Annotated in this window: 12 protein-coding genes and 6 pseudogenes; 4 read left to right on the forward strand and 14 right to left on the reverse strand. The window is 67.6% G+C overall.

What is annotated here, in order from left to right; translation table 11 throughout:
• Window positions 1-8: 8 nt before the first annotated feature.
• The 10 genes and pseudogenes from ABZY13_RS30320 to ABZY13_RS30365 form a co-directional block, all read right to left on the reverse strand.
• Window positions 9-431 carry a hypothetical protein gene (locus ABZY13_RS30320; protein ID WP_356636390.1) on the reverse strand — a complete coding sequence of 141 codons (423 nt, stop codon included), beginning with the start codon at window positions 429-431 and terminating at the stop codon, window positions 9-11.
• Complete coding sequence (locus ABZY13_RS30325; protein WP_356636392.1) at window positions 428-1,258, reverse strand: IS5 family transposase; 831 nt, start codon at window positions 1,256-1,258, stop codon at window positions 428-430. Before ABZY13_RS30325 ends, ABZY13_RS30320 begins: the two co-directional genes overlap by 4 nt.
• A gap of 227 nt (window positions 1,259-1,485) precedes the next feature.
• Window positions 1,486-2,580 (reverse strand): IS1634 family transposase, encoded by a 1,095-nt coding sequence (locus ABZY13_RS30330; RefSeq protein ID WP_356636394.1) that lies wholly within the window; start codon window positions 2,578-2,580, stop codon window positions 1,486-1,488.
• A gap of 311 nt (window positions 2,581-2,891) precedes the next feature.
• Window positions 2,892-3,281, reverse strand: a pseudogene (locus ABZY13_RS30335) (hypothetical protein); the annotation flags it as partial.
• A 411-nt stretch (window positions 3,282-3,692) separates the two neighbouring features.
• A complete protein-coding gene (locus ABZY13_RS30340) occupies window positions 3,693-3,893 on the reverse strand; it encodes a hypothetical protein (RefSeq protein ID WP_356636396.1) in 201 nt (66 codons plus the stop codon).
• Complete coding sequence (locus ABZY13_RS30345) at window positions 3,887-10,021, reverse strand: DNRLRE domain-containing protein (RefSeq protein WP_356636410.1); 6,135 nt, start codon at window positions 10,019-10,021, stop codon at window positions 3,887-3,889. Before ABZY13_RS30345 ends, ABZY13_RS30340 begins: the two co-directional genes overlap by 7 nt.
• Window positions 10,022-10,391: 370 nt before the next feature.
• Window positions 10,392-10,846: pseudogene (locus ABZY13_RS30350) on the reverse strand (transposase); the annotation flags it as partial.
• A gap of 246 nt (window positions 10,847-11,092) precedes the next feature.
• Window positions 11,093-11,282, reverse strand: a pseudogene (locus tag ABZY13_RS30355) (SAM-dependent methyltransferase); the annotation flags it as partial.
• Window positions 11,283-11,467: 185 nt separating this feature from the next.
• Window positions 11,468-11,911: an NUDIX hydrolase gene (locus ABZY13_RS30360; RefSeq protein WP_356636398.1), complete on the reverse strand. Its 444-nt coding sequence runs from the start codon at window positions 11,909-11,911 to the stop codon at window positions 11,468-11,470.
• A 19-nt stretch (window positions 11,912-11,930) separates the two neighbouring features.
• Window positions 11,931-12,320: a sulfatase-like hydrolase/transferase gene (locus ABZY13_RS30365; protein WP_356636400.1), complete on the reverse strand. Its 390-nt coding sequence runs from the start codon at window positions 12,318-12,320 to the stop codon at window positions 11,931-11,933.
• Window positions 12,321-12,921: 601 nt separating this feature from the next.
• Here ABZY13_RS30365 and ABZY13_RS30370 point away from each other — a divergent pair.
• Both ABZY13_RS30370 and ABZY13_RS30375 read left to right on the forward strand, forming a co-directional pair.
• Entirely contained in the window at window positions 12,922-13,233 is a 312-nt protein-coding gene (locus ABZY13_RS30370) for a hypothetical protein (RefSeq protein WP_356636402.1), read from the forward strand.
• Window positions 13,230-14,198 carry a helix-turn-helix transcriptional regulator gene (locus ABZY13_RS30375; RefSeq protein WP_356636404.1) on the forward strand — a complete coding sequence of 323 codons (969 nt, stop codon included), beginning with the start codon at window positions 13,230-13,232 and terminating at the stop codon, window positions 14,196-14,198. Before ABZY13_RS30370 ends, ABZY13_RS30375 begins: the two co-directional genes overlap by 4 nt.
• A 19-nt stretch (window positions 14,199-14,217) precedes the next feature.
• On the opposite strand, the gene ABZY13_RS30380 is transcribed toward ABZY13_RS30375, so the two are convergent.
• Window positions 14,218-15,594, reverse strand: a complete 1,377-nt coding sequence (locus tag ABZY13_RS30380) for an IS1380 family transposase (RefSeq protein ID WP_356636406.1) — start codon at window positions 15,592-15,594, stop codon at window positions 14,218-14,220.
• A gap of 221 nt (window positions 15,595-15,815) precedes the next feature.
• Here ABZY13_RS30380 and ABZY13_RS30385 point away from each other — a divergent pair.
• Window positions 15,816-16,792: pseudogene (locus tag ABZY13_RS30385) on the forward strand (IS630 family transposase); the annotation flags it as partial.
• A gap of 258 nt (window positions 16,793-17,050) precedes the next feature.
• Here ABZY13_RS30385 and ABZY13_RS30390 read toward each other — a convergent pair.
• Both ABZY13_RS30390 and ABZY13_RS30395 read right to left on the reverse strand, forming a co-directional pair.
• Window positions 17,051-17,878, reverse strand: coding sequence for a glycoside hydrolase domain-containing protein (locus ABZY13_RS30390; protein ID WP_356636408.1), 828 nt, complete (start codon window positions 17,876-17,878; stop codon window positions 17,051-17,053).
• A gap of 284 nt (window positions 17,879-18,162) precedes the next feature.
• A complete protein-coding gene (locus ABZY13_RS30395) occupies window positions 18,163-18,336 on the reverse strand; it encodes a hypothetical protein (protein ID WP_356636412.1) in 174 nt (57 codons plus the stop codon).
• 213 nt (window positions 18,337-18,549) lie between these two features.
• On the opposite strand from ABZY13_RS30395, the pseudogene ABZY13_RS30400 reads away from it, so the two are divergent.
• Window positions 18,550-18,761, forward strand: a pseudogene (locus tag ABZY13_RS30400) (ISAzo13 family transposase); the annotation flags it as partial.
• A gap of 111 nt (window positions 18,762-18,872) precedes the next feature.
• Here ABZY13_RS30400 and ABZY13_RS30405 read toward each other — a convergent pair.
• Window positions 18,873-19,166 (reverse strand): annotated as a pseudogene (locus tag ABZY13_RS30405) (transposase); the annotation flags it as partial.
• Between the last annotated feature and the right edge of the window lie 55 nt (window positions 19,167-19,221).

Raw genomic sequence — 19,221 nt, forward strand, 5'->3', positions numbered from 1 at the left:
CCGGGCGGCTACGGCCGCGGCTGAGTGAACAAGCCCTGCTCGGTCTCGACCAGGATTCCGCGCTCGGTCAGCCGCTTGAGCTTCAGGCGGGTGTTGTTGATGTTGTTGGGCGCGATCTCCAGATCCATCGCCTCGCACACCTGCCGCGCCCGCAGGGGCGCGTCGGCCGCGGCGAACACCGCCATGATCTGCTGGTAGGCCGGATGGTCCGGCAGCTTCGGGGCCGGCAGTGCAAGCGGCTGCGGATCGGGCAGCTCCAGCAGCGTCTTGCGGGTGATCCGGACATCCTCGGCGGCCCGGCCGAGCTCGTCCAGCCATGCGGTCAGCTGCGCGATCTGCTCCCTCGTCGCCTCGGCCTGTGCAGCGATCTCCCCCTCCCGCTCCTGAAGCCGCGTCAGTAACGCCCCGAGGGTCAGCTCCCCGCCGGTCATGCCCTGAGCCAGGCCGCAGCGGTGGCCCCGGTCAGCCGGCGCAGTATCACCGCGGTCATCGCCCAGTTCACCCGCGACTCCGAACTACGTGGCAGGTGCTCGTAGTCACGCACCAGCCTGCGGTGCAGCATCAAGATCCCATAGGCGCGCTCCACGATCCACCGTTCGGGGATCGGCACGAACCCGGTCTGGGCCGGGTTGCGCTCGACGATCTGCACCTCGATGCCCACCGTTTGGCCGTGCACGACGACGGCGTTCTTGAAGCCCTGGTCGACCAGCGCCTTCTCCACGGTGTCGGTGTCGGCGGCGACCTTGTCCAGCAGCGCGATACCGGCGGCGGTGTCGTGCACGGACGCGGCGAGCACCACCACCGCGATCACCAGCCCCAGGACGTCAACGGCCACGCCGCGCTTGCGGCCCGGTACTTTTCTTGCCGCATCACGCCCTGTCGACTGCGCGGGAACCCCCGCCGCGGCGTGCACGCTCTGAATGTCGAGCACCACCAGGCTCGGGTCCGCCCTCCGCCGCGCCTTCTCCCGCACCTGCCAGCGCAGCAGGTCGTGAATGGTCTGATCGGAGCCATCGTCGCGCCACTTGGCGAAGTAGTACATCACCGCGCCGCGCGGCGGCAGGTCGTGCGGAAGCAGGTCCCACTGGCAGCCGGTGCGGCCCTGGTAGAGGAGCGCGTTGACGATCTCCCGCATCTCGTACCGGCCCTGGTGGCCGCTGACCGAGCGGTGTGCGGCCTTCCACGCGGCGATCACCGGCTCGATCAGCGCCCACTGCTCGTCGGACAGGTCAGTCTTGTAGGATTTGCGCTCACTCACGGTCCTCAGCCCAGCACGCCCGAGCCCGCCGACCGGCCGGGATGCCGCAGCCCCACACGTTCAGGTGACGACAAATCACCCATCAAATCGCATACCACCCTCTGATAACTGTGATGGCTGTGGCGCTGGCCTGTGCGGCGCGCCGGTTGCCATACGCCGCCGCCGGCAGTGACAGAAACCGTGCTCAATAGAGGGCCGACTCTCGCCTCACGGGCCAGCTGAAGCACTCAGTCACAGGTCTGTGACCAGCGGGTTTGTCCGATGTCGGTGTCGAGGGGGTCGAGGAGGTGGAGTTGGATGCCGCGGGTGATCTGGACGGTGGGCGGGTCGGTGACGTTGCCGATCCACAGAGTGAGTTCGCCGAGCTTGTTCAGGTCCTCTGCGGCCTTGGCCAGGCGTTTGTCCCGGGCGGTCTGCTGGCCGGCGGCGTTCGCGGTGGAGTGGACCAGGATCCGTCGCACGGTGAGCGGAGGATCGCTCTTGCGGGGCCCGGTCAGGGTGTGGGTGTCCTCCAGTACGCGGTAGGTCTCGCGCCGCTCGGCGGGTTTGCCCGCCTCCCGGTCCGGTGTCCAGTTCACGATGATGGCCTGCGCCGGATCGAGTGCGGCATAGACCTCGTCCTTGACCTTGGCGGCCGGGGCGATGAACTGAACCCCGGCCGCCAGCAGGGTACGGATGTTGGAGTAGGACACCAGCTTGGAGTCGGCGACCATCAGGAAGTCGCGCTCACCGGCCATGGCCCGCAGGTCCTTCAACGCGCCGACGACCTGGCTGACCTCGGCCGCACCACCGCCGAAGACCCGGGCATGGAGCGGAATGCCGCCGTCGGCCGACACCGCAAGTCCGGCCTGAAACTGCTTCAGATCGAAGCGCCGGTCCTTGGGATGCCCGTAGCCGATGACGGGGAAGTTCTCGTTCTGACCCTCACCCGGGAAGGCCCCGTGCACGGACATGCTGGTCATGTCCCAGTGCATCCGCGCCACATCGATCCCGAACTCACCGATAGCCCGCGCCCCGACCGTGCCCGCGATGTGCTCCAAGTGCGGAGCGATCGCATCCAGTGCCCGGGCCAGACGAGCATCATTGAGCAGAGCAGGCTCGATCCCGAAGACCTCTTCCACCGCCCAGCACCTGGCCCAGTCCTCCACCCGCACCAGCGGCGCGGGCGACGTCAGCCGGTTGGCCACCAACGCCTCGATCACCTGCCCGTGCGTCACCAGCGCACTCGCGCCACCAGGACACACCTCGTCGACGATTCCGGCGACATCCAGACGGCGCAGAAACTCGGCAGCGACAGGCAAAGCGCCCAGACGCTTCTCCACCTCGGACGTCACCGCCACTTCAAGGCGCTGACGCTGAGACCGTGGCCGCGGGGACCGGGAAGTCATCGACACACCCCACCCAACGCCACGCCCCCGGCCCAGGACACCCCCGGCCAGTCAAACACACGAATAAACGATCCGCGAAGTACGGGTCTAGCCGGTTGACGACCATGCGTTGAGCCGTGGGCATCAGTGCGTCGAGCACCACGATCGGCAGTTCAGGGGATGACCCGGGCAACGTCACTTCTCCATACGGACGACCGCGGCCGGCCACATGTCGAAGCCGGCCGCGTCGCTGCTGTCCCTTGCTGCGCCTGACCGTACGGGCGGCCGTAGTCCGCGCACTGCGCGGAATTCGTGCCGTCCACGGTCCACAGGTTCGTCGAAGACCATGAATCCGGCCGCCTTCATGGCGTGCGCGGAGGCGGCGACCTTCTCCGGGTCACGGGCGCCGCCGCCCGGCGCCGGGTTGTGGTGCAGGAAGCGGCCCGCTTACCGCCCGCACAGGGCCGCGTACTCCTTCATGTGCACCCACTTCGTGGTCGTTCACAACGGGCAGTCGCCCGAGCGTGCGGAGCGGATCGGGGACCAGGAACGGTGGCGGTGGCAGCGGTGACCACGAAGGCCACGGCCTGGCTCTCGAACAACTCCTCACCGGCCACCGCGCGACCGGTTCTCTGATCGTTCGCCGTTGCCGTCATGCGACTGGACGACGACGCCCCGCCGGTGAGTGTTCCGGCGGGGCGGTCGTCGGCAAGGTGCTGGTGGTTTCAGTCCACTACGGGCCGCACGCGTGCGCCTGGGCACGAGGGCGACGGCGCGCGCGCCGATGTCGAGGTGCTGCTGCACGCGGCCGGGCGGCAGAACCTGGTCGGCAGGTGCGGCGTGCCAGCTGCGCGCCGAGGCTGGTCATCCGGTGGGCTGTGGCGGATCCCCGGCGCGGCGGCTGGTCCGGTGTGCGGTTCGGATGCCGGATGTGCACGCCACCGCAGATGGCCCCGCCGCGCTGAAGCGGCGGGACCAACGGAACACCGACACGCCAACGCTGCACTCAACGTTGGCGTGTCGGGGCCGGACGCCCAGTGCAGCTGGGCGCCACGGCGGACCGGGCGTCAGTTCCTGCCGGCCCTTCGCACACGTCGCGCTGCGTCCACGAGGAAGGAAGCGCATCCCACTGCCAGGACCACGGCGAGCGCGGTCTCCTGCTGGACGCCAAGAGCGATGGCGAGAGCCCCCAGCGTCGTAGCAGCGGCTATCTCCAGGGTCAGCGCGAGGCGGCGCTTGGTCGTGTCGGTGGGACGTTGGTTCAGCATCGGCGTGTCCAGATCGTGGGTGGGATGGGGATGAATACGTTGCCTCCCAGTCTGAGGGCTCCGCTGATCACCGAAGTGCACTTATTGCGGGCCACGGCGTATCCGGCGACCACGGTGAAGTACCACAGGTACCCGCGCACGGCCGTGATCGCGTGCTTCCAGTTCTTCGGAATCCACTTGATGTCCTTGGCCCAGCTGAGGAACCCGGCGGCACTGCCCGTGCCGAACGCGACCCAACGGGTCTCCGACCTGTTCAGGTCCAGCCTGATGAAGTACTTGGGAGACCACCAGGGCTTCCACCATCGCACCCGCAGCTTTCCGGTGGTGTCGGTGCAAGCGACGGGGTCACCGCCGCAGTACTCGTAGGCGTTCTCGTTGCCACCGTAGACCGGGTCGACGGACAGGAAGCGTCCGGTGTCCGGGTTGTAGAGGCGCACGCCCATGAGCATCAGAGAGCCGACCGTCTCGGACGAACGCTGGTGGTTGCCCAGCCAGCCGTAGCGGGTCGCTCCTTGTCCCGCCCTGCTGCGACCGTACTCGTCGCTGTCGAATGCCACGGGGGCCTTGGATGCGTCGAGCGGAAGCTGGAGCGCGACGTCTCCGTGGACGGAAGTCAACTGCAGGACGGTGTCGCCTGCCTTGGTGCTGGTCGCGGCCAAGTCGCCGCTGGCAGAACGGATGTTCCTCGTCAGCAGGCCCGTGGCGGTGTCCTCCACTACCCAGCGGGGATTGTCCCCGTCGCTGTCGTAGTGGTTGAGCTTCGTCGCGGTGCGCGTCCAGGTACTGCCGTCGGCCGAGGTGTCGAGCGTCCAACCGCGGAAACGGTGGAGCGCGTCGAGGGACCAGGTCTGACGCTTGTTGCCCGAGATCTGCTGTCTGGCGAGATCGTTGGTGTAGTAGCTGATGGTGCCCTGGCCGGGTGCTGCGGTAGTCCGGCCAAGGGCGTCGTATGCGTAGCCGGCGTCCGTGATGCGGTCGCCGCTGTCGTAGGTGTGGGTCTTGGTCGTTCCTCCCGTGGTCGGGCAAGTTGCGCCGGGCGCGGCGGTGGCGGTGGTCAGTGACGTGCGGTTCGCCCGCTTGTCGAAGGTGTAGGTACGCCGGGTGCACACGTTGCCGACGGTGTCGTCGACCGTGTTGAGCCGTCCGGCCGCGTCGTAGCGGTAGCTCTGCTCGGACCATCCGGCATGGCGCAGCACCTGGCCGTGGGCGGACCGGGCGACGGTGTCGGTGTAGACGGAGACGCCGTCGCTGTCGCGGGTGTAGGCGCGGCTTGTGACCGCTCCGGAGGGATCGGTGTCGACGTTGAGGGTGTAGCCGCCGGGCAGCTGCTCTGTGGTGACGGCCCCGTCGGCGTCGAACTTCACATGGAAGTCGCCGGCGACCGAGTCGCTGATCTTGGTCGGCAGGCCGCGTGGGTCGATCGTGGTGTCGTAGGTGTACGTCACCGTGGACGGGACGGTGTCGGTTTCTTTGACGACTCGGTTGAGCTGGTCGTACTCGGTGGTGGTGGTGCCGCCGTCGGCGTCGGTGTAGGAGATCTGGCGGCCGAGGGCGTCGTAGGCCTTGGTGACCGTGCCGCCGGTGGGCGAGCTGGTCTTCACTGCCTGGCCGGATTCCGGGTCGTAGGTGACGGTGGAGACGGGTACTGGCGTGCCCAGGTCGCCCGTGATTGTGGTCGTGGTGGGCCGCCCGGCGTCGTCGTAGTCGACGACGGTGGTGCGGGTGGTGCCGTTGGCGTCTTCCGTCCGCTTGGCGACGTCGCCCCAGTAGTTGTACTCGGTGGTCGCGCCGAGTACTTCACTCGGGTTGCTGCCGCCGCCTGTGATGGTGCCTGCGGGGCCGGACCAGCATTCCAGGCCGGCCCACTCGGGGCGGCCTTCGCACCAGCCGGTGCCAGTGGCCTTCCAGTAGGCGGTGACTCTGGATGCCGCGTCCTGGCCGTTCCCTCCGGGGGGAACGATGTCCGTTACTCGTCCTTCTGCATTGTGGACGGTGGTGGTGGTGAGGTTCAGGCCTCCGGAGTCCTCGATGACGAGGGTGGGCAGGCCCTTGGCCCAGTCGTACTGGGTTTCGGTGACCCGCTTGTCGCCCATGACCGAGTAGTAGTCGCGGACCCGAGTGCCGGTGATAGTCATGGTGACCTGGTTTTTCGCGACGGCCGTGCCGTCGGTCGGGCGGCCTTCGTCGTACTCGTGGACCGTCCAGGAGCGTCCCGGGACTGAGGAGCCGGCCTCGGCCAGGACGGTTGTGCCGTCCTTGAGGTCCTCCGCCAGGTCGACGCGGTGAATGGGGCCGAATGTCTCTTCGAGGCGCGTGCCGGACTCGTCGTAGAGATGGGCGGAGGACAACAAGTGAGCCCGCTCTGCCGACGACAGAGCGACGATGCCCAGGTCGGTCAGGGTCGCCCGGTGCGCGGCCGTGCCACCGAGTGCGAGTTCCCGGTTTCCCGCGGCCAGTTCACGGATGACGCTGCCGAGGTGGTTGTATTCGACGGTGGCGATGTGCCCGCCGGGCTCTGCAGTGTTCACCTGCCTGCCGGAGGCATTGAGGTAATGGATCGTCGCTCGTTGGTAGTTGCCGCTGTCCAGGTCGGTGCCCGAGTTCGAGGCCGGCACGGAGTCCGGCGGGAACACGGCCGTGGCGTCCGTGGGGGCGTCGCTTTGGCCCCATGCGCCGATGGCTGCGGCGTTCATGGCGTTCGGCGCCTTGGCGCCGCTGAGGGGAACACCGTAGACCACGGTGGAGACGGCGTTGCCGTCGATCTGGTCGGCGGTGCCCTGCTTCAGGCGCGGCTGGGAGACGTTGAGCAGCATGCCGCTGCCGGAGGCGGAGCCGCCGGCGGCGTTGCCGTAGGTGAACGTGTACGGCAACTGGCCGGCCGGGTCGAGCCAGGTGATCCGGCCTTCATGGTAGGCGTATTGCGTCTCTGCCTGCTGGCCGATGCGGGGGTCCCAGGTCTGGCGCAGCCGTCCCTCGGAGTCATAGCGGTAGGCGGTGACGGCGGTCGCGGTCGCGGCGGCTGCCCCGGGCGCGGTGGCCCACAGCCTGATTTGCTTCACCTGGCCGATGAAGTCGCCGAAGTCCGCGTCGTTTTGCGTGCCGGTGGCCGTGGTGGACGTCGCATAGACGAACTCCAGGACGCGGCAGCCCTTGGTGGCCGGGTTCGCCTCGCATGCGGCTGCGGTGGCGGCCGAGGTGGGGGCGATGATGCGCTTGGGGCGGGCCAGGGTCTTGCCGTCCACCACGACGGTTTCGGAGGAGACCGTGGTGGCGGTGTTGGTCAGGCCGCCGAGCAGGGAGCTCGTCACCTGCCACGTCGTCGCGGTCGCGGTCGGCTTGGCGAAGGTGGTCACGGTGCCGCTGGTGTCGGTCAGCGTGAACGATTCCGAGAAGCTGCCCTTGAGGGTCAGGGCTTCGGCCCCCGGCTCCGGGATCCAGCCGGTTTTTGCAGCGTTCGCGGTGAAGCTCAGCTTGTCCTGGTCTTGCGTCACCACTCGCAGGGCCGTGTCCGAGACCTTTTCGAGGTAGGTGTAGTCGGACTGGGACGTCTCGGCCACCGTGCCGGACACCCACTCGGCGCCGAAGATCGCGGCCTGGCCCTCCTGCTTGGCGCCGGCTCCCGGTGTGCGTGAGGAGATGCTGCGTGTCACGCTCATGCCGAAGAAGGAGGCGTCCTCGCCGGAAAGCGTATAGTCGCCGGTCAGCAGGTTCAGGGAGCCGGGCCCGACCTCGGTCGTCGCTGCGGCATCCGCATTGCTGTCGACGACGACGGTCAGGGGGTCGGTACTGCGCGAGGCGTCATTGGGTCCGGTGAAGTCGGCCTTGATCTGAATCGTGCCGTCCGGGTCCACGGTGCTGGTGGCGTTCCACACCAGCGGAACGTTTTTTCCATTCACCAGGGGCACGGGCCAGGAGCCCAGAGCGTCGCCGCCGGAGGTGACGTCAGCGGCGGGAATCTTGGCCCAGGCATCGGCTTCCGAACGGCGCCAGGAGAACGACACCTGGTCGAACGTGCCTGCCTCGGCTTCTACCGCCAGCGGAAGGCGGCGCGCGGTGCGCTCTCCTTCGAGCGGCTGGAGGAAGCCGCCCGGGCCGGCGTGGAAGACATACTCCTTGGCCTCCGACTTGTTGTCGGCCTTGTCCACCGAGCGGACCTGCAGGGCGTGCGTGCCGTCCTTCGGTGGGGTGATGCTGATGCTCTTGGCCGTGCTCGCACCGCCGGTGGCAACCTTGGTCCAGGCCACCCCGTCCAGCGACCACTCAAGCCAGTTGTGGTCCGAGGCCGGCGGGGTGACGGTGAAGGTGCCCGCCTGGCCTGCGCCCTTCACCCACTGCCCGGTGGGGTAGTGGGTGGAGGTGATGGAGGCGGGAGACGAAGGTGCGGCGGTGTCGACGGTGAAGGTTTTCCACGCGGACCAGCCGCTGTTGTAGTGCGTCCCGTCGTAAGGGCTGGTGCGGAACTTGTAGGTCTTGCCGTTCGTCAGCACACCTGCCGGAACGGTGACCGAGGCCGCGGAGCCGCTGGCCACGTACTTGGAGACGATGACGTCGCCGACCTGCGTGTTGGTGGCGTTGTCGAAGATCTGGAAGGTGCCGTTGACCTTGTCGCCGTCAGCGTCGACGAACGTGTCGCGCAGCGTCGGCGTGGTGGTGTTCACCATGTAGGAGCCGCTGTAGGAGAAGAACGGCGGGCCGGCCTCCTGCTTGGTTCCCGTCTTGGGCCGGAAGTTGTAGTTCACGACCAGCTTGGGCGGGTTGGACGCTGCGTTGGCGGAATTGACCCGCTTCCACTGCGTTGTCACCGACTCGCTCGTCGCCCGCAGGCCCATGTGCCCGCGGGTGGCCTTCGCCGATGCCCACTCCTGCACCAGCGTGGTCACGTCGGCGTTGATCCAGCCGTCCGGCTGGGCGGAGCAGCCGGCGTTGCCGCGGGTCTCGGTGGAGGTCGCCTTCTTCGCCGTCATCGTCGGACGGTTGGCCCAGCGGCTGGAGGTGGATGCGGCGCCGGAGGCCCACACCTCCCACGGGTACGCCTTGCAGTCGGGGTTGCCCGAGTGGAAGTTCCACAGGCTCAGCTTCGCGCTGGTCACCAGCGCGTCCTGGAGGGGCGTGGAGTTCCACGAGATGAACGACTGCGCCGTGCGCGGCGTGCCGTCGCCGTTGGTGGTGCCGGGGTTGCCCCAGTCCAGTTCGGTGTCCGTGGACAGGTCGACCGTCTCGCCCTGCTGCACGTAGGTGTCGAAGACGTTGCTCAGCGCCGACGTCGAGGGGTCCACCGTGACCGGGTACTTGGTCTTCGGGTCCGCGAGGAAGTCAGCGTCCGGCGTGACCACCAGGTCGACTCCGGAGCCCTTCTCGACGACCTTCATCGCGACCGGTACCCGACGCGTGTGCTCACCCGACGTCTTGTCGACGGTCGCGTCCCACATCATTGGCGCGGGCATGACAGCCTTCTTGCGGTTCTTGCGGTCGGTGAACAGCACGCTGCCGTCCGCCAACTGCTTCACCTTCAGGCCCTTGGCCTTCAGCGGCAGCGTGTAGGAGTAGCCGTCCGACACGGGACGCTGCCTGATCTCCACGAACTGCTCGAAGCCCGTGCGGGTCGCCTCCACGACGACGTCCGCGCCCGGCACCGCGTTGACGTACTTCGCGCGGGTGCCGTGAAGCTTCGGCTCCGGCAGGCCGCCCTTCCACTGCAGCCGAATCTGCTGGTCGCCCTCGCCCAAGGTCACGAGGTCCACCGGCTTCGCCTGCCGAGTCGCCGCCAGCGACCTCGCCGGCGTGCCCGTCCGCCCTGCCAGCCTCAGCCCGCCCGGGTGTGCGACCGGCTCGACGCCACCCGGCACCGCTCGCAGATCGACGTCGACATCCACCCACGCGCCATCACGCTCGAACCGTATCGGCCCCGCGGACAGCTCCGTCGTCAGGCTGCCGTCCTTGTTCACCCACGTCGTCGAGGTCTCTGTGCGTTCGCTGAGCGCTTCCACGCGGTGCCCCGACAAGCGGGCCGCCGCCTTGGCCGACGCGACGTCCGCCGCTGCCGTCGCCCCCTTCGGCTTGCCCTTGCCCGCAGGCGTCTGGGCAGAGGCAGAGGATGCCGTCGCACCCTGCATCAGCGACACCGACATCAGAACGGCAAGACCGGCCGATATCCATCGCAACGTTGGGCTTTTCTCATGCCAGATCCGCCCTCTCTCGTCGGAGGAGGGCAGCTCTCGTTCGGGTCTCACGGACCATCCCTGTCTGTCATATGCAAAACAATCGTGAACGAACCGAAAAGTATCTGAGGACACAAGAGCATCAAGATCACCTAACGCCCCATACGGACAGTCGCCGGGCGGGCGCGGCTAGTGATCTTGAGCACAACACGTAAGCAAGGTGCCGGACACTCCACTTGCGGGAGAGGGATCCGGCGGCGGCGAAGCCGGTCCGGTCGCCGCCAGGGGTCTGCAAAACGTTCGGCTCTGTCCCGTAATCGGTGGTAGCGAAGGGTGTCGATCAGTGCAGGAGGATGTGGTGGCCAATCAGGCCGAAACCCGCACGGCCACGCATTCGCCTCATAATCCGTTTGGTGCAGGTGTTGACGCCTTCGGTCCGCCCGCTGTGGTGCGGGAGGGTGAGGCCGGCATTGACGGCTGCACGGTCGAGTTCGAAACCGTTCGCAAAGGCGTGGAGGTAGGGCAACTGGGCCGTGCGGATACCAACCATCCAAGCAGTGAGCTTCTTGTCATTGCCTGCGGCCGACATGAGGAGCTGTGCGAACTCGCGAATGAATCAGGCCAGTTGATTCATCTCTGAGCAGGCTTCGGTAAGCTCGGCGAGGAGACTTGTGTCCCTGTCCCGGAGGTGGTCGGGATGGGTAAGCAGGAGGCGGGCCAGCCATCGCGGGGTGGTGACGGACCGGTCGCCTTCGGCCCGGCCTGGGTGATGTAACGGTAGCTGCCGGTGAAGCCTCAGCGATCACCGTCCTCGTTGTCGCGACCACCCGGAGAGGGCTGCTTTCGAAGAAGATCACGAAGTCGCTGGAAGACGCCGATCCACCGCGAAGAACTGCTCGACGCCTCACCTCATGCAGAGAACTTCTTCGCAAGGTCTCGAAGTCATGCCACGGCCATGGCCGCCGTCACCGGCGATGGTCATACCGGGCATCCGGCCTAGCATCTGAACCTGGTCGGCGAAGCGCAGGTACTCCCGGTGAGGGCGAGGGCGCGGCTCGTGCCGCAGCCGATCTCCACCACGCGGCGCCGGGTCGCCCAGCAGTTCCGGGCCGGGTCCGTGCCCGGCGTACTGGGTCCAGCAGAAGCTTTGCTCCGCGTCTGCCTTGAAGGCGGCAGCGGCAAATATGTCCCGCAGCTCCGTCTCGGCGGCGATGTCGTGTTGTGCGGGCAAGGCGATTCCTCTTCGCAGGGGCCGGCCCCTGCGATGGGACCGAGGACAGGGAGGCGGCACAGGGTCGTTCAGGTGCCCAACGCCTGGGCTCCGGAAATCGGTCCCTCAGCGTGCGCGACAGGGGTGATCCGCTGAGGTGGACCATGACTCGCGGGCTGTCGGTCGGTGCCCGGGATCGATTCCTCTCATGCTGCGATGGCCTGCTGGGCCAGCAGCAGTGCCAGCGGTCCCCCTTGGAGCAGGAAGCGTCCCTCGGTGGCGGCCCGAATCGCGTCGGTCATCGGCCACCACATGAGCTTGAAGCTCTCTTCGCTAGGCGTGAGCTGCTGCGGGCCACAGGTGAGCCCTTCGGCCAGGAAAAGGTGGATGCGGGCAGTGGAGTCCAGGGTGATGGCGTACGAGCCGAGGGGCCGCCAGGTCTGGGCGATGACGCCGGCCTCCTCATGCAGCTCGCGCCGCGCACAGTCCTCCGGTGTCTCGCCCTCCTCCCGGCGTCCCCCGGGCAGGAACACGTACTCGCCGCCGTGCTGGGGGAATTCGGCGGTCAGGACGGCGATCAGGCCCTCCGCGTCTCGGGCCACGATGACGGAGGCGTCGCGCTTCGCCTTTTGCCGGGTTGTGTCGGTCATGGCCCGGGAGCGTATCCGCCTACTGCGACAGCCAGGCCGCGAACGGCACATTCAGCACGGTCGGATAAACGATGCCACGGCCCTGGTAGCCGTCCTCGCCGAATGCGTCACCGTGGTCGGCACACATGATCATCAGCCATCTCCTTTCGGCGGTGAGCCCGTCTACCAGGCGGCCCAGGTGTTCGTCCGCGTACGCGAGCGCGGCAGCCTGGGACTGCCAGAAGGCGCCTACGTCACCGGTGTAGTGGCCGAGCCGGCACAGTTGGTGATCGGCCCGCTGGTGTTTGGGACGAGCTGGTGCGGCACGGCAGGTATCGAGGCGACGCCCACGGCGACCGGATGCGGGACGAGTCGGGCGGGCACGACGGCCTGACGCTCGCTGCTGCTCTGGCGGTGCACGCGGCAACACGTGGGGACGCGGAGCGGGGTCACGGTCCAGTCGCCGCTACGGGCGATGGTCAAGCCGGGTCTCCGGCGCTGGCCGCGATCCCCGCTGGTCTCAACGCGTCGGAGCGGGTGGACGCGGCGACGGTCGATGGCCGCCCGTCCTGCCGGACACCGTCCTGCGAGGTCGCAGCCGCCGGCCCAGCCGGGGCCACCAGTACCGGCGCAGAGGATGGGCTAGATGAAACGCCATTCGCCATGACCAGTATGTAGCGCCCTGCGCGACGGCTCTGCACGCCCGTGAAAAGACACCGTGTGCACCGGCCGGGCGTGAGGCTTGGGGGCGTCGAAGGCCCCCCGCGGCAACGGGGGGCCGTGATCGACGACGTCCGTGGGCCTCACGGTGTCTCGACGACGCCGCCCGCCGGCTGAGCGGGCGCCTACCTATTGGGCCTCAAAACAGCCTCTGATCTCAACCTTTCCACGGAAGTGTTTACAGCGGCTGGGAAGTTCGCGCCAACTGCGCTGAAGATTAACCGTGGCGTCATGGTGACTGTGCCGGCAAGCACGCAAAGGTCACCGGGCGCCTGTGGGCCTCAACGGAGCGGCGAACGGAGCGGGTTGCCGTGGAATGGCGTACCTTCAATCAGCGGCTGATCTTGCTAGTCCTGCTGAGCGGGCTGGTCATCGGACTGATCGCGGCGGGACTCGACCCGTACGTGGCGTTGGCGGTAGCTGCCGGGATCCTCTGGCTGCTCAAGGACGCGTGGACGGTCGACAGCAGCGCCAAGGCGTCGGGCAGGACCACCGGCGGGCCGGGCGCCGGCCGGGCGCTCGCGCCGGGTGCAGGGGACGCGGGCGCCGAAGCGGACACGCCGGCGAACGGTGAGCCCGAGTCCGCGCCCGGCGACGGGCTGGACGAGAGCGAGGGCCGGTGAAGATCAAGGCGAGGCCGACGCGCGAGCACCAGGTCCTCATCCGGCTGTTCCAGAAGGCGCTGAGCGAATCGGGGCGCTCGTACGGACAGTTGGCGATCACAACCGGCATCTCGCGCAGCGGTGTCCACCACTTCGTGAACGGCACCGACCGGCGCTTCCCCAGCACGGAGAAGTACGTGCTGCTCGTCCGCGCTCTGGGCGGCGACCCGGCAGCGGCGGAGTGGCTCAACCCGTACAAGGCCGCTGCCGCCAGCTACGGCAAGGACGTCAGACGAGCGGCCATTCCGGTCATCGCTCACATCAGGCATGTTCACGCAAGCGGCGACGCGACTGTGGCCGTGAGCGCCGGCGGGATCGTTATCGGAGAGGTACTCGACTCCCAGAAGCGGCGGACGGTCGCGCCGGATGCCAGTAGGCCGCAGCGAGCGCAGCACCGACTCAGCGCGCCGCCCAGCCCGTCGACGGGCGTCATCGTCCTAGTGATGGTCTTGCTGGTGTTGCAGGCCCTGCTGATGGGGTTTTGGCTCGGCGGCGACACCGAAGTCTTGGAACCGCCCCCTCCGCCCAGGTACGACGACGCTAGGACGACCGTCGCAGTCGTGACGGACCAGAACTGGAGCAAAGACCCGCGATTCATCCCGTTCTACGATTCACCTGCGGCCGAGTCGCAGATCCATGGTGCGCTGCCCGATGAACGCTTCGACAATGCGTGCCGGGTTATGGGTACGCACCACGGCCGGGAGTGGGTCAAGGTGAAAGGTGACTGGCTGCACGGCTATGCCTACGTGCCCGTCCGGTTCATCGTCAACGCAGACAAGCTAGCCTCGATCTTGCATGACGGTCTGCCGACGGATTCGGTGGACCGTTTCGCTTCGTTGGCTGGTGGCGGGCATTCCGAGGGCCCGAGTGTCGCCTCGGGTGGGTGCCGGGTTCCACTACTCCGGTCTGGGTGGTGCTGCTGGTAGGGGCGGGCGAATCAGCTGGTCAGCCTGGGTTGGGCAGGAGCGCAAGCCGTTCGAGGGCGCTGGTGATCTCGTGGGTCCAGGGCCAGTGGGCCGCGAGGCGGAGGGTGCGGCGGCGGCCGGTGGTGACGAGCTGGGCTGCTGTGGAGAACAGGCGGAACCGAAGGCGGCGGGGTTCCCAGAGACGCGCCGGGCCGGTCAGGGCGAGCATGGGCATCCAGGCCAGCAGGTCGAGAGCGATCTGGACGACCTCCAGCCAGACCTTGTTCTGTGCCGTTGTGTGAAGGGGCAGGTTGCGCAGGCCGGTGGCGCGGGCGGCGCGGATGCGGTCCTCGGCTCGGGCTCGCAGCCGGTGCCGGAGTTCGAGCTCGGCGATGGGACGGTGGGTGGTGTTGGTGGCGAAGCAGGTGATCCGCATGCCGTCGGCGTCGGTGATCCTCAACTGTGCGCCGGGATGAGGTCGTTCCTTGCGGACGATCAGCCGCATCCCTTTCGGCCAGCCGTCCAGCAGGCTGCCGGTGAGCTCGGCGACCCAGGCCCCGTCACGGATCTTGCCATCGGCCTCGATGGCCGGTGTCCAGGCCGGGGCCGGGATCTTGAGCACATGTTGGTGAATGGTCTCGGTGATCACCATGCCGACCGAGTAGGACAGCCATCGGCCTCGCTTCGCGAGCCAGGCCACGAAGTCGTGGGTGCCGCCGGCGGAGTCGGTGCGGATGACTGTCCGGCGCCCCCGCCGGTGCTTCTTCGGCAGCTGTGACAGGGCGAGTTGTGCGGTGGCGATGTGGTCGGCGGCTGTGTTCGAGCCTGCGTTGCCCGGTCTGAGGAGGGCTGCGACCGGCTCTCCGGTTCCGCCCTGGCCGTGGTCGACGAAGGCCGTCAGAGGATGATGCCCATAGGTTTTCTTCCAGGTCGCGGCCGCGTCCTGTTTGTCGGAGTGCGCGATCACCAGGACGCCGTCGAGGTCGACCGTGACCTGACCGTCGGCATCCGGGGCGTGTTCGCCTGCCAAGGACCAGACCCGGGTGCGGACTTCGGACCGCGCGGACCGGATGGCCCGCAGGGCTTTCTCGCCGGAGGCGGCAAGGGTGTCGATCAGACGGGAGACGGTCGGGTCGGAGGCGACCGGGCCGAACACGGCCGGCTCGCACCGCAGCATGCCGACATCGGCCAGGCAGTCCCCGCCCAGCGCGACCGCCAGGGCGAGGTCCAAGAGAGTCTTGCCGGGATCATGAACCGCCCGAGCCTTCCGCCACGGCGTGAGCGCCGTTGATATCGCGGTGTCCAAGCCGGCCTTGCGGACGGTTTCGACCAGCAGCACGCTCCCGGCCTGGGAGACCACCGCCCGGCCGCCGCCCTCGATGCGGACACGCGGGTAGGACCCGATACTCTTCTTCACTTGAGAAGTGCTTCTTTCCACGGCACGATCTGGACCCTCGACAAGTCCTATCGTTCCAGGTCAGGAGCACTTCTCGCGTTTTCGATCACGCTTCGGACAGCCCGCCTCATGAAAGCGCGAGGCTAGTGGCTTGCGCGCCTCCGCCGCGCGACGAGCTGCTGGGCTTCCACTGAGGCACTGCGCGCACGCCCCGGGCCTGGTCAGGCCGGGGGCGTTCGGCCTGCCGGATCATCCTGGCCTGCGCGAGCGGCGCGTCGAACAAGGACGTGGCCGCGCAGTTGGGCTCGACCCCGCATGCGGTGGGTCGGTGGCGGAAGCGGTTCGTCGAGCACCGGATCGCCGGACTGGGCGACATACCGCGTCTGGGCGGTCCCCGGACGGTCACCGACGAGCAGGTCGCCGCCGTGGTCACCAAGACGTTGCATCGACGCCGAAGAACGCGCACTGGTCGACGCGGGCGATGGCCAAGGAGATGGGACTGTCGCAGTCGACCGTGTCGCGGATCTGGCGGGCCTTCGGCCTGCAGCCGCACCGCTCGGAGACCTTCAAGCTGTCGACGGATCCGTACTTCGTCGACAAGGTCCATGATGTGGTCGGCCTGTATCTGGATCCGCCCGAGCGGGCGCTGGTGTTCTGCGTGGACGAGAAGTCCCAGATCCAGGCGCTGGACCGCTCCCAGCCGGTGCTGCCGATGATGCCCGGGGTCCCGCAGCGTCTCACCCACGACTACGTGCGCGCCGGCACCACCACCCTGTTCGCCGCCCTGGAGGTCGCCACGGGCAAGGTGATCGGCTCACTGCACCGCCGACACCGGGCCGAGGAGTTCAAGAAGTTCCTGATCAAGCTCGACCAGGAGGTGCCAGCGGGCCTGGACGTGCATCTGGTGCTGGACAACTACGCCACCCACAAGACCCCGGCCATCAAGACCTGGCTGCTGGCCCATCCCCGCTTCCGCCTGCACTTCACGCCCACCGGATCGTCCTGGCTCAACCTGGTCGAGCGGTGGTTCGCAGAGCTGACCAACAAGCAGATACGGCGCGGCGTCCACAAGAGCGTCCAAGCGCTGGAGAAGGACATCCGCACCTGGATTGCCGCATGGAACACCGACCCCAAGCCCTACGTGTGGACCAAGACCGCGGACGAGATCCTCGAACGCCTCGCCAGCTATCTAACCAGGATTCCTGACTCAGAAGACTAGCGCGCACACTGGCCCAGCTGAGAGAGGGATTACTTGTGGAGGAGTAACTTAGGTTGATTGTCAGTAGGTGTGATCCACGTCGTCGTGGAGTTGGTCGGTGGTGAGTTCGACCATGCAGGTCAGGGCCGCCATGGTCACCGCTGGTCAGCACCAAAGAGACATGCGCTAACCCCGCCCAGGTCAGCTGGACGCGGCGGAAAGGATCACGTCCACGAGCTGTCCGCCGCATCTGGCGTCTCGATCCGCTGGGCGATCCGATTATCCGATCAGGGCCACGGGGGCGTCCCAGGCATTGCGGTCGACGGTGATGGTGTGGCCGCCGCGGGTCTCCTTGCTGTTGACCATGTACTGGTGGGCTCGGCTGTGGTTGGTGTACAGCTTGGGATCCCAGGGCCAGTCGGCGGTGGTGGTGTTCTTTTTGTTCCACAGCGCATACCAGAGGTTTCCCGGGAGGTCGGTCCGGTCGGTAGCGGTGGCGATGGCCTTGGCGCTGGAACTGGCAAAACCGTAGTATCCCGCGCGGTACATCTTGGCCCGCAGCGTCTTGGTGAAGGAGCGCACGTACGTCAGGGTGGCGTCGTTGCACGCCTTGTTCGTGATGTCGTACGACTCCATGTTGAGGTAGATGGGGCTGCCCGGCTTCATGCCGAGTGCGCTCGCCTTGGCGATAGCGTCGTTGGCGTTGCTCGCCCCGACGGCGGCGGCCGTGGAGGCGGTGAACCTCTCCGGGTTCCTGCTGCTCTGGCAGGGCGGCTGGGCACCGACGTAAAGCGGGATGAGCTTCCAGCCGGCGGTGCTGACCGACTTCACCCAGGACGCGGTGAGGTTGGGCTGGGCGCAGCCGCGGTTCTTGCCGCCGATGTAGACGGCGGCAGCTCCGTAGAAGCCGGTGTTCCATGCCTTCATCGCTGCGAGGGAGGGTGCTGTGCAGGTGTCGAATGCCCGGCCCGTGTATGTCTTCTGCGCCGGCCAGCTCGGGGCGGCCATGGAGGTCTGTGCCGCGATCCCGGCGCCGGCGATTACCACGACGCCGGTCGTTGCCCACGCGATGTAACGGCCTCTCTTGGACAGCCGGTGACTGGACATTCCCACCCCATTCGGTTCACGGCTCGCGGCCGCATTTGGTGCGCTCGAAGGCCTGCGCGCGGTGACACACCATGAGGGGTGTGGCTGCCGTGCTCGGCACTTTCCGGGCCAGCGCGGTAGAGCTCCGGCAGTCGGAGCGCTCTGCATCCTATCCACGATCTATCCGCTGGTTGGTGGCGGAGGGCATCAATACGGGGTTCGACAACAGCTGGCGGCGGCCTTCAAGACCATGGTCTCGAAGGCCGCCGTGAGCCGAGCTGTGCGGTTCGGGGATGCCGGGCGTCTCAGTCGCCGATGAAGCGGCCAATCTGCACTTCGGTGAGTGAGTCCAGCGCATCGAGTTGCGTGGCCACCGCGACGATCTGGTCGTATTCCGTCCGCAGAATGCGGATGCGGTAGTACTCGATCACTCGCGCGAGGTCGTCCACGGCCAGTTCGGCTTTGTCGTTGCCGACCATTTGGACGACCCGATCGCAGTGCTGCCACGGGACCCTCCTCTCCTGGGAGCCGGCCCGAGATGCTCTCGACGGCGGCGCGGATGAGTTCATCCGGCGAGTCCGGTTCGTTCTGTCGGTGACGGCTGAGAAGTGGGCCAGTAGCGAACGCTTGGGATCTAAGGGCTCGCAGAGAATCGAGGTGTTGCTTCCCGTGATGCGGCTCGTTGTTGTGGTATGGGCGTCTCCGATGAGATTCGTGGCCAACTCGCAGTGGAGTCCGAGGTGTTGTTCCCGCATCTGGACGAGCGGCAGCGGCGGTTGATGATGGGGGTCGAGGCCGGATCCTGGGGCACGGTGGTATCCGGGCGGTTGCGCGGGTGGCCCAGGTCAGCGAGACAACGGTCCGCAAGGGCGTGGACGAGCTGGAGGCCGGCGAGGAACCAGTCCGTCCGCGAGAACGCGGACGGTGTCGGAGTCGTGGACCGGATACTCGGCCGTGGTGACGCGCGCCAGCGCCGGCCAGTACAGCGCGGTGGCCTTGGCCCACGCGGCGTCCCCGACACGTCCTCGACCGCCCAGGCATCCGGGCCGATCAGCGGCACCACTCGCTGCGCGATCCGCCGCCGGACCGACACCGGATCCCACGGCGACTGGTTCACGAACTGCTGCAGGTTCTGCTCGTTGCCGTCCGGCAGACGAGCGGCCATGGCCTGGACGGACTTGCGCCGTCCGTCCACCATCAGTCCCCGCAGATAGCAATCGCTCTTGGCCCGCTGGTCCTTGCGCGGCACCGACGCGAGCACATCAGCCGCCGGGGCGAGTTCTACTCCTGTCTCACCGCTCGTTCGGATGCGTTGTTCGAGCTGGCCGACGCTGTTCTGTGCGGCGACGGGCCGGTCAGGTCGC

Source organism: Streptomyces sp. NPDC006610 (assembly GCF_040611575.1).
GTDB lineage: Bacteria > Actinomycetota > Actinomycetes > Streptomycetales > Streptomycetaceae > Streptomyces.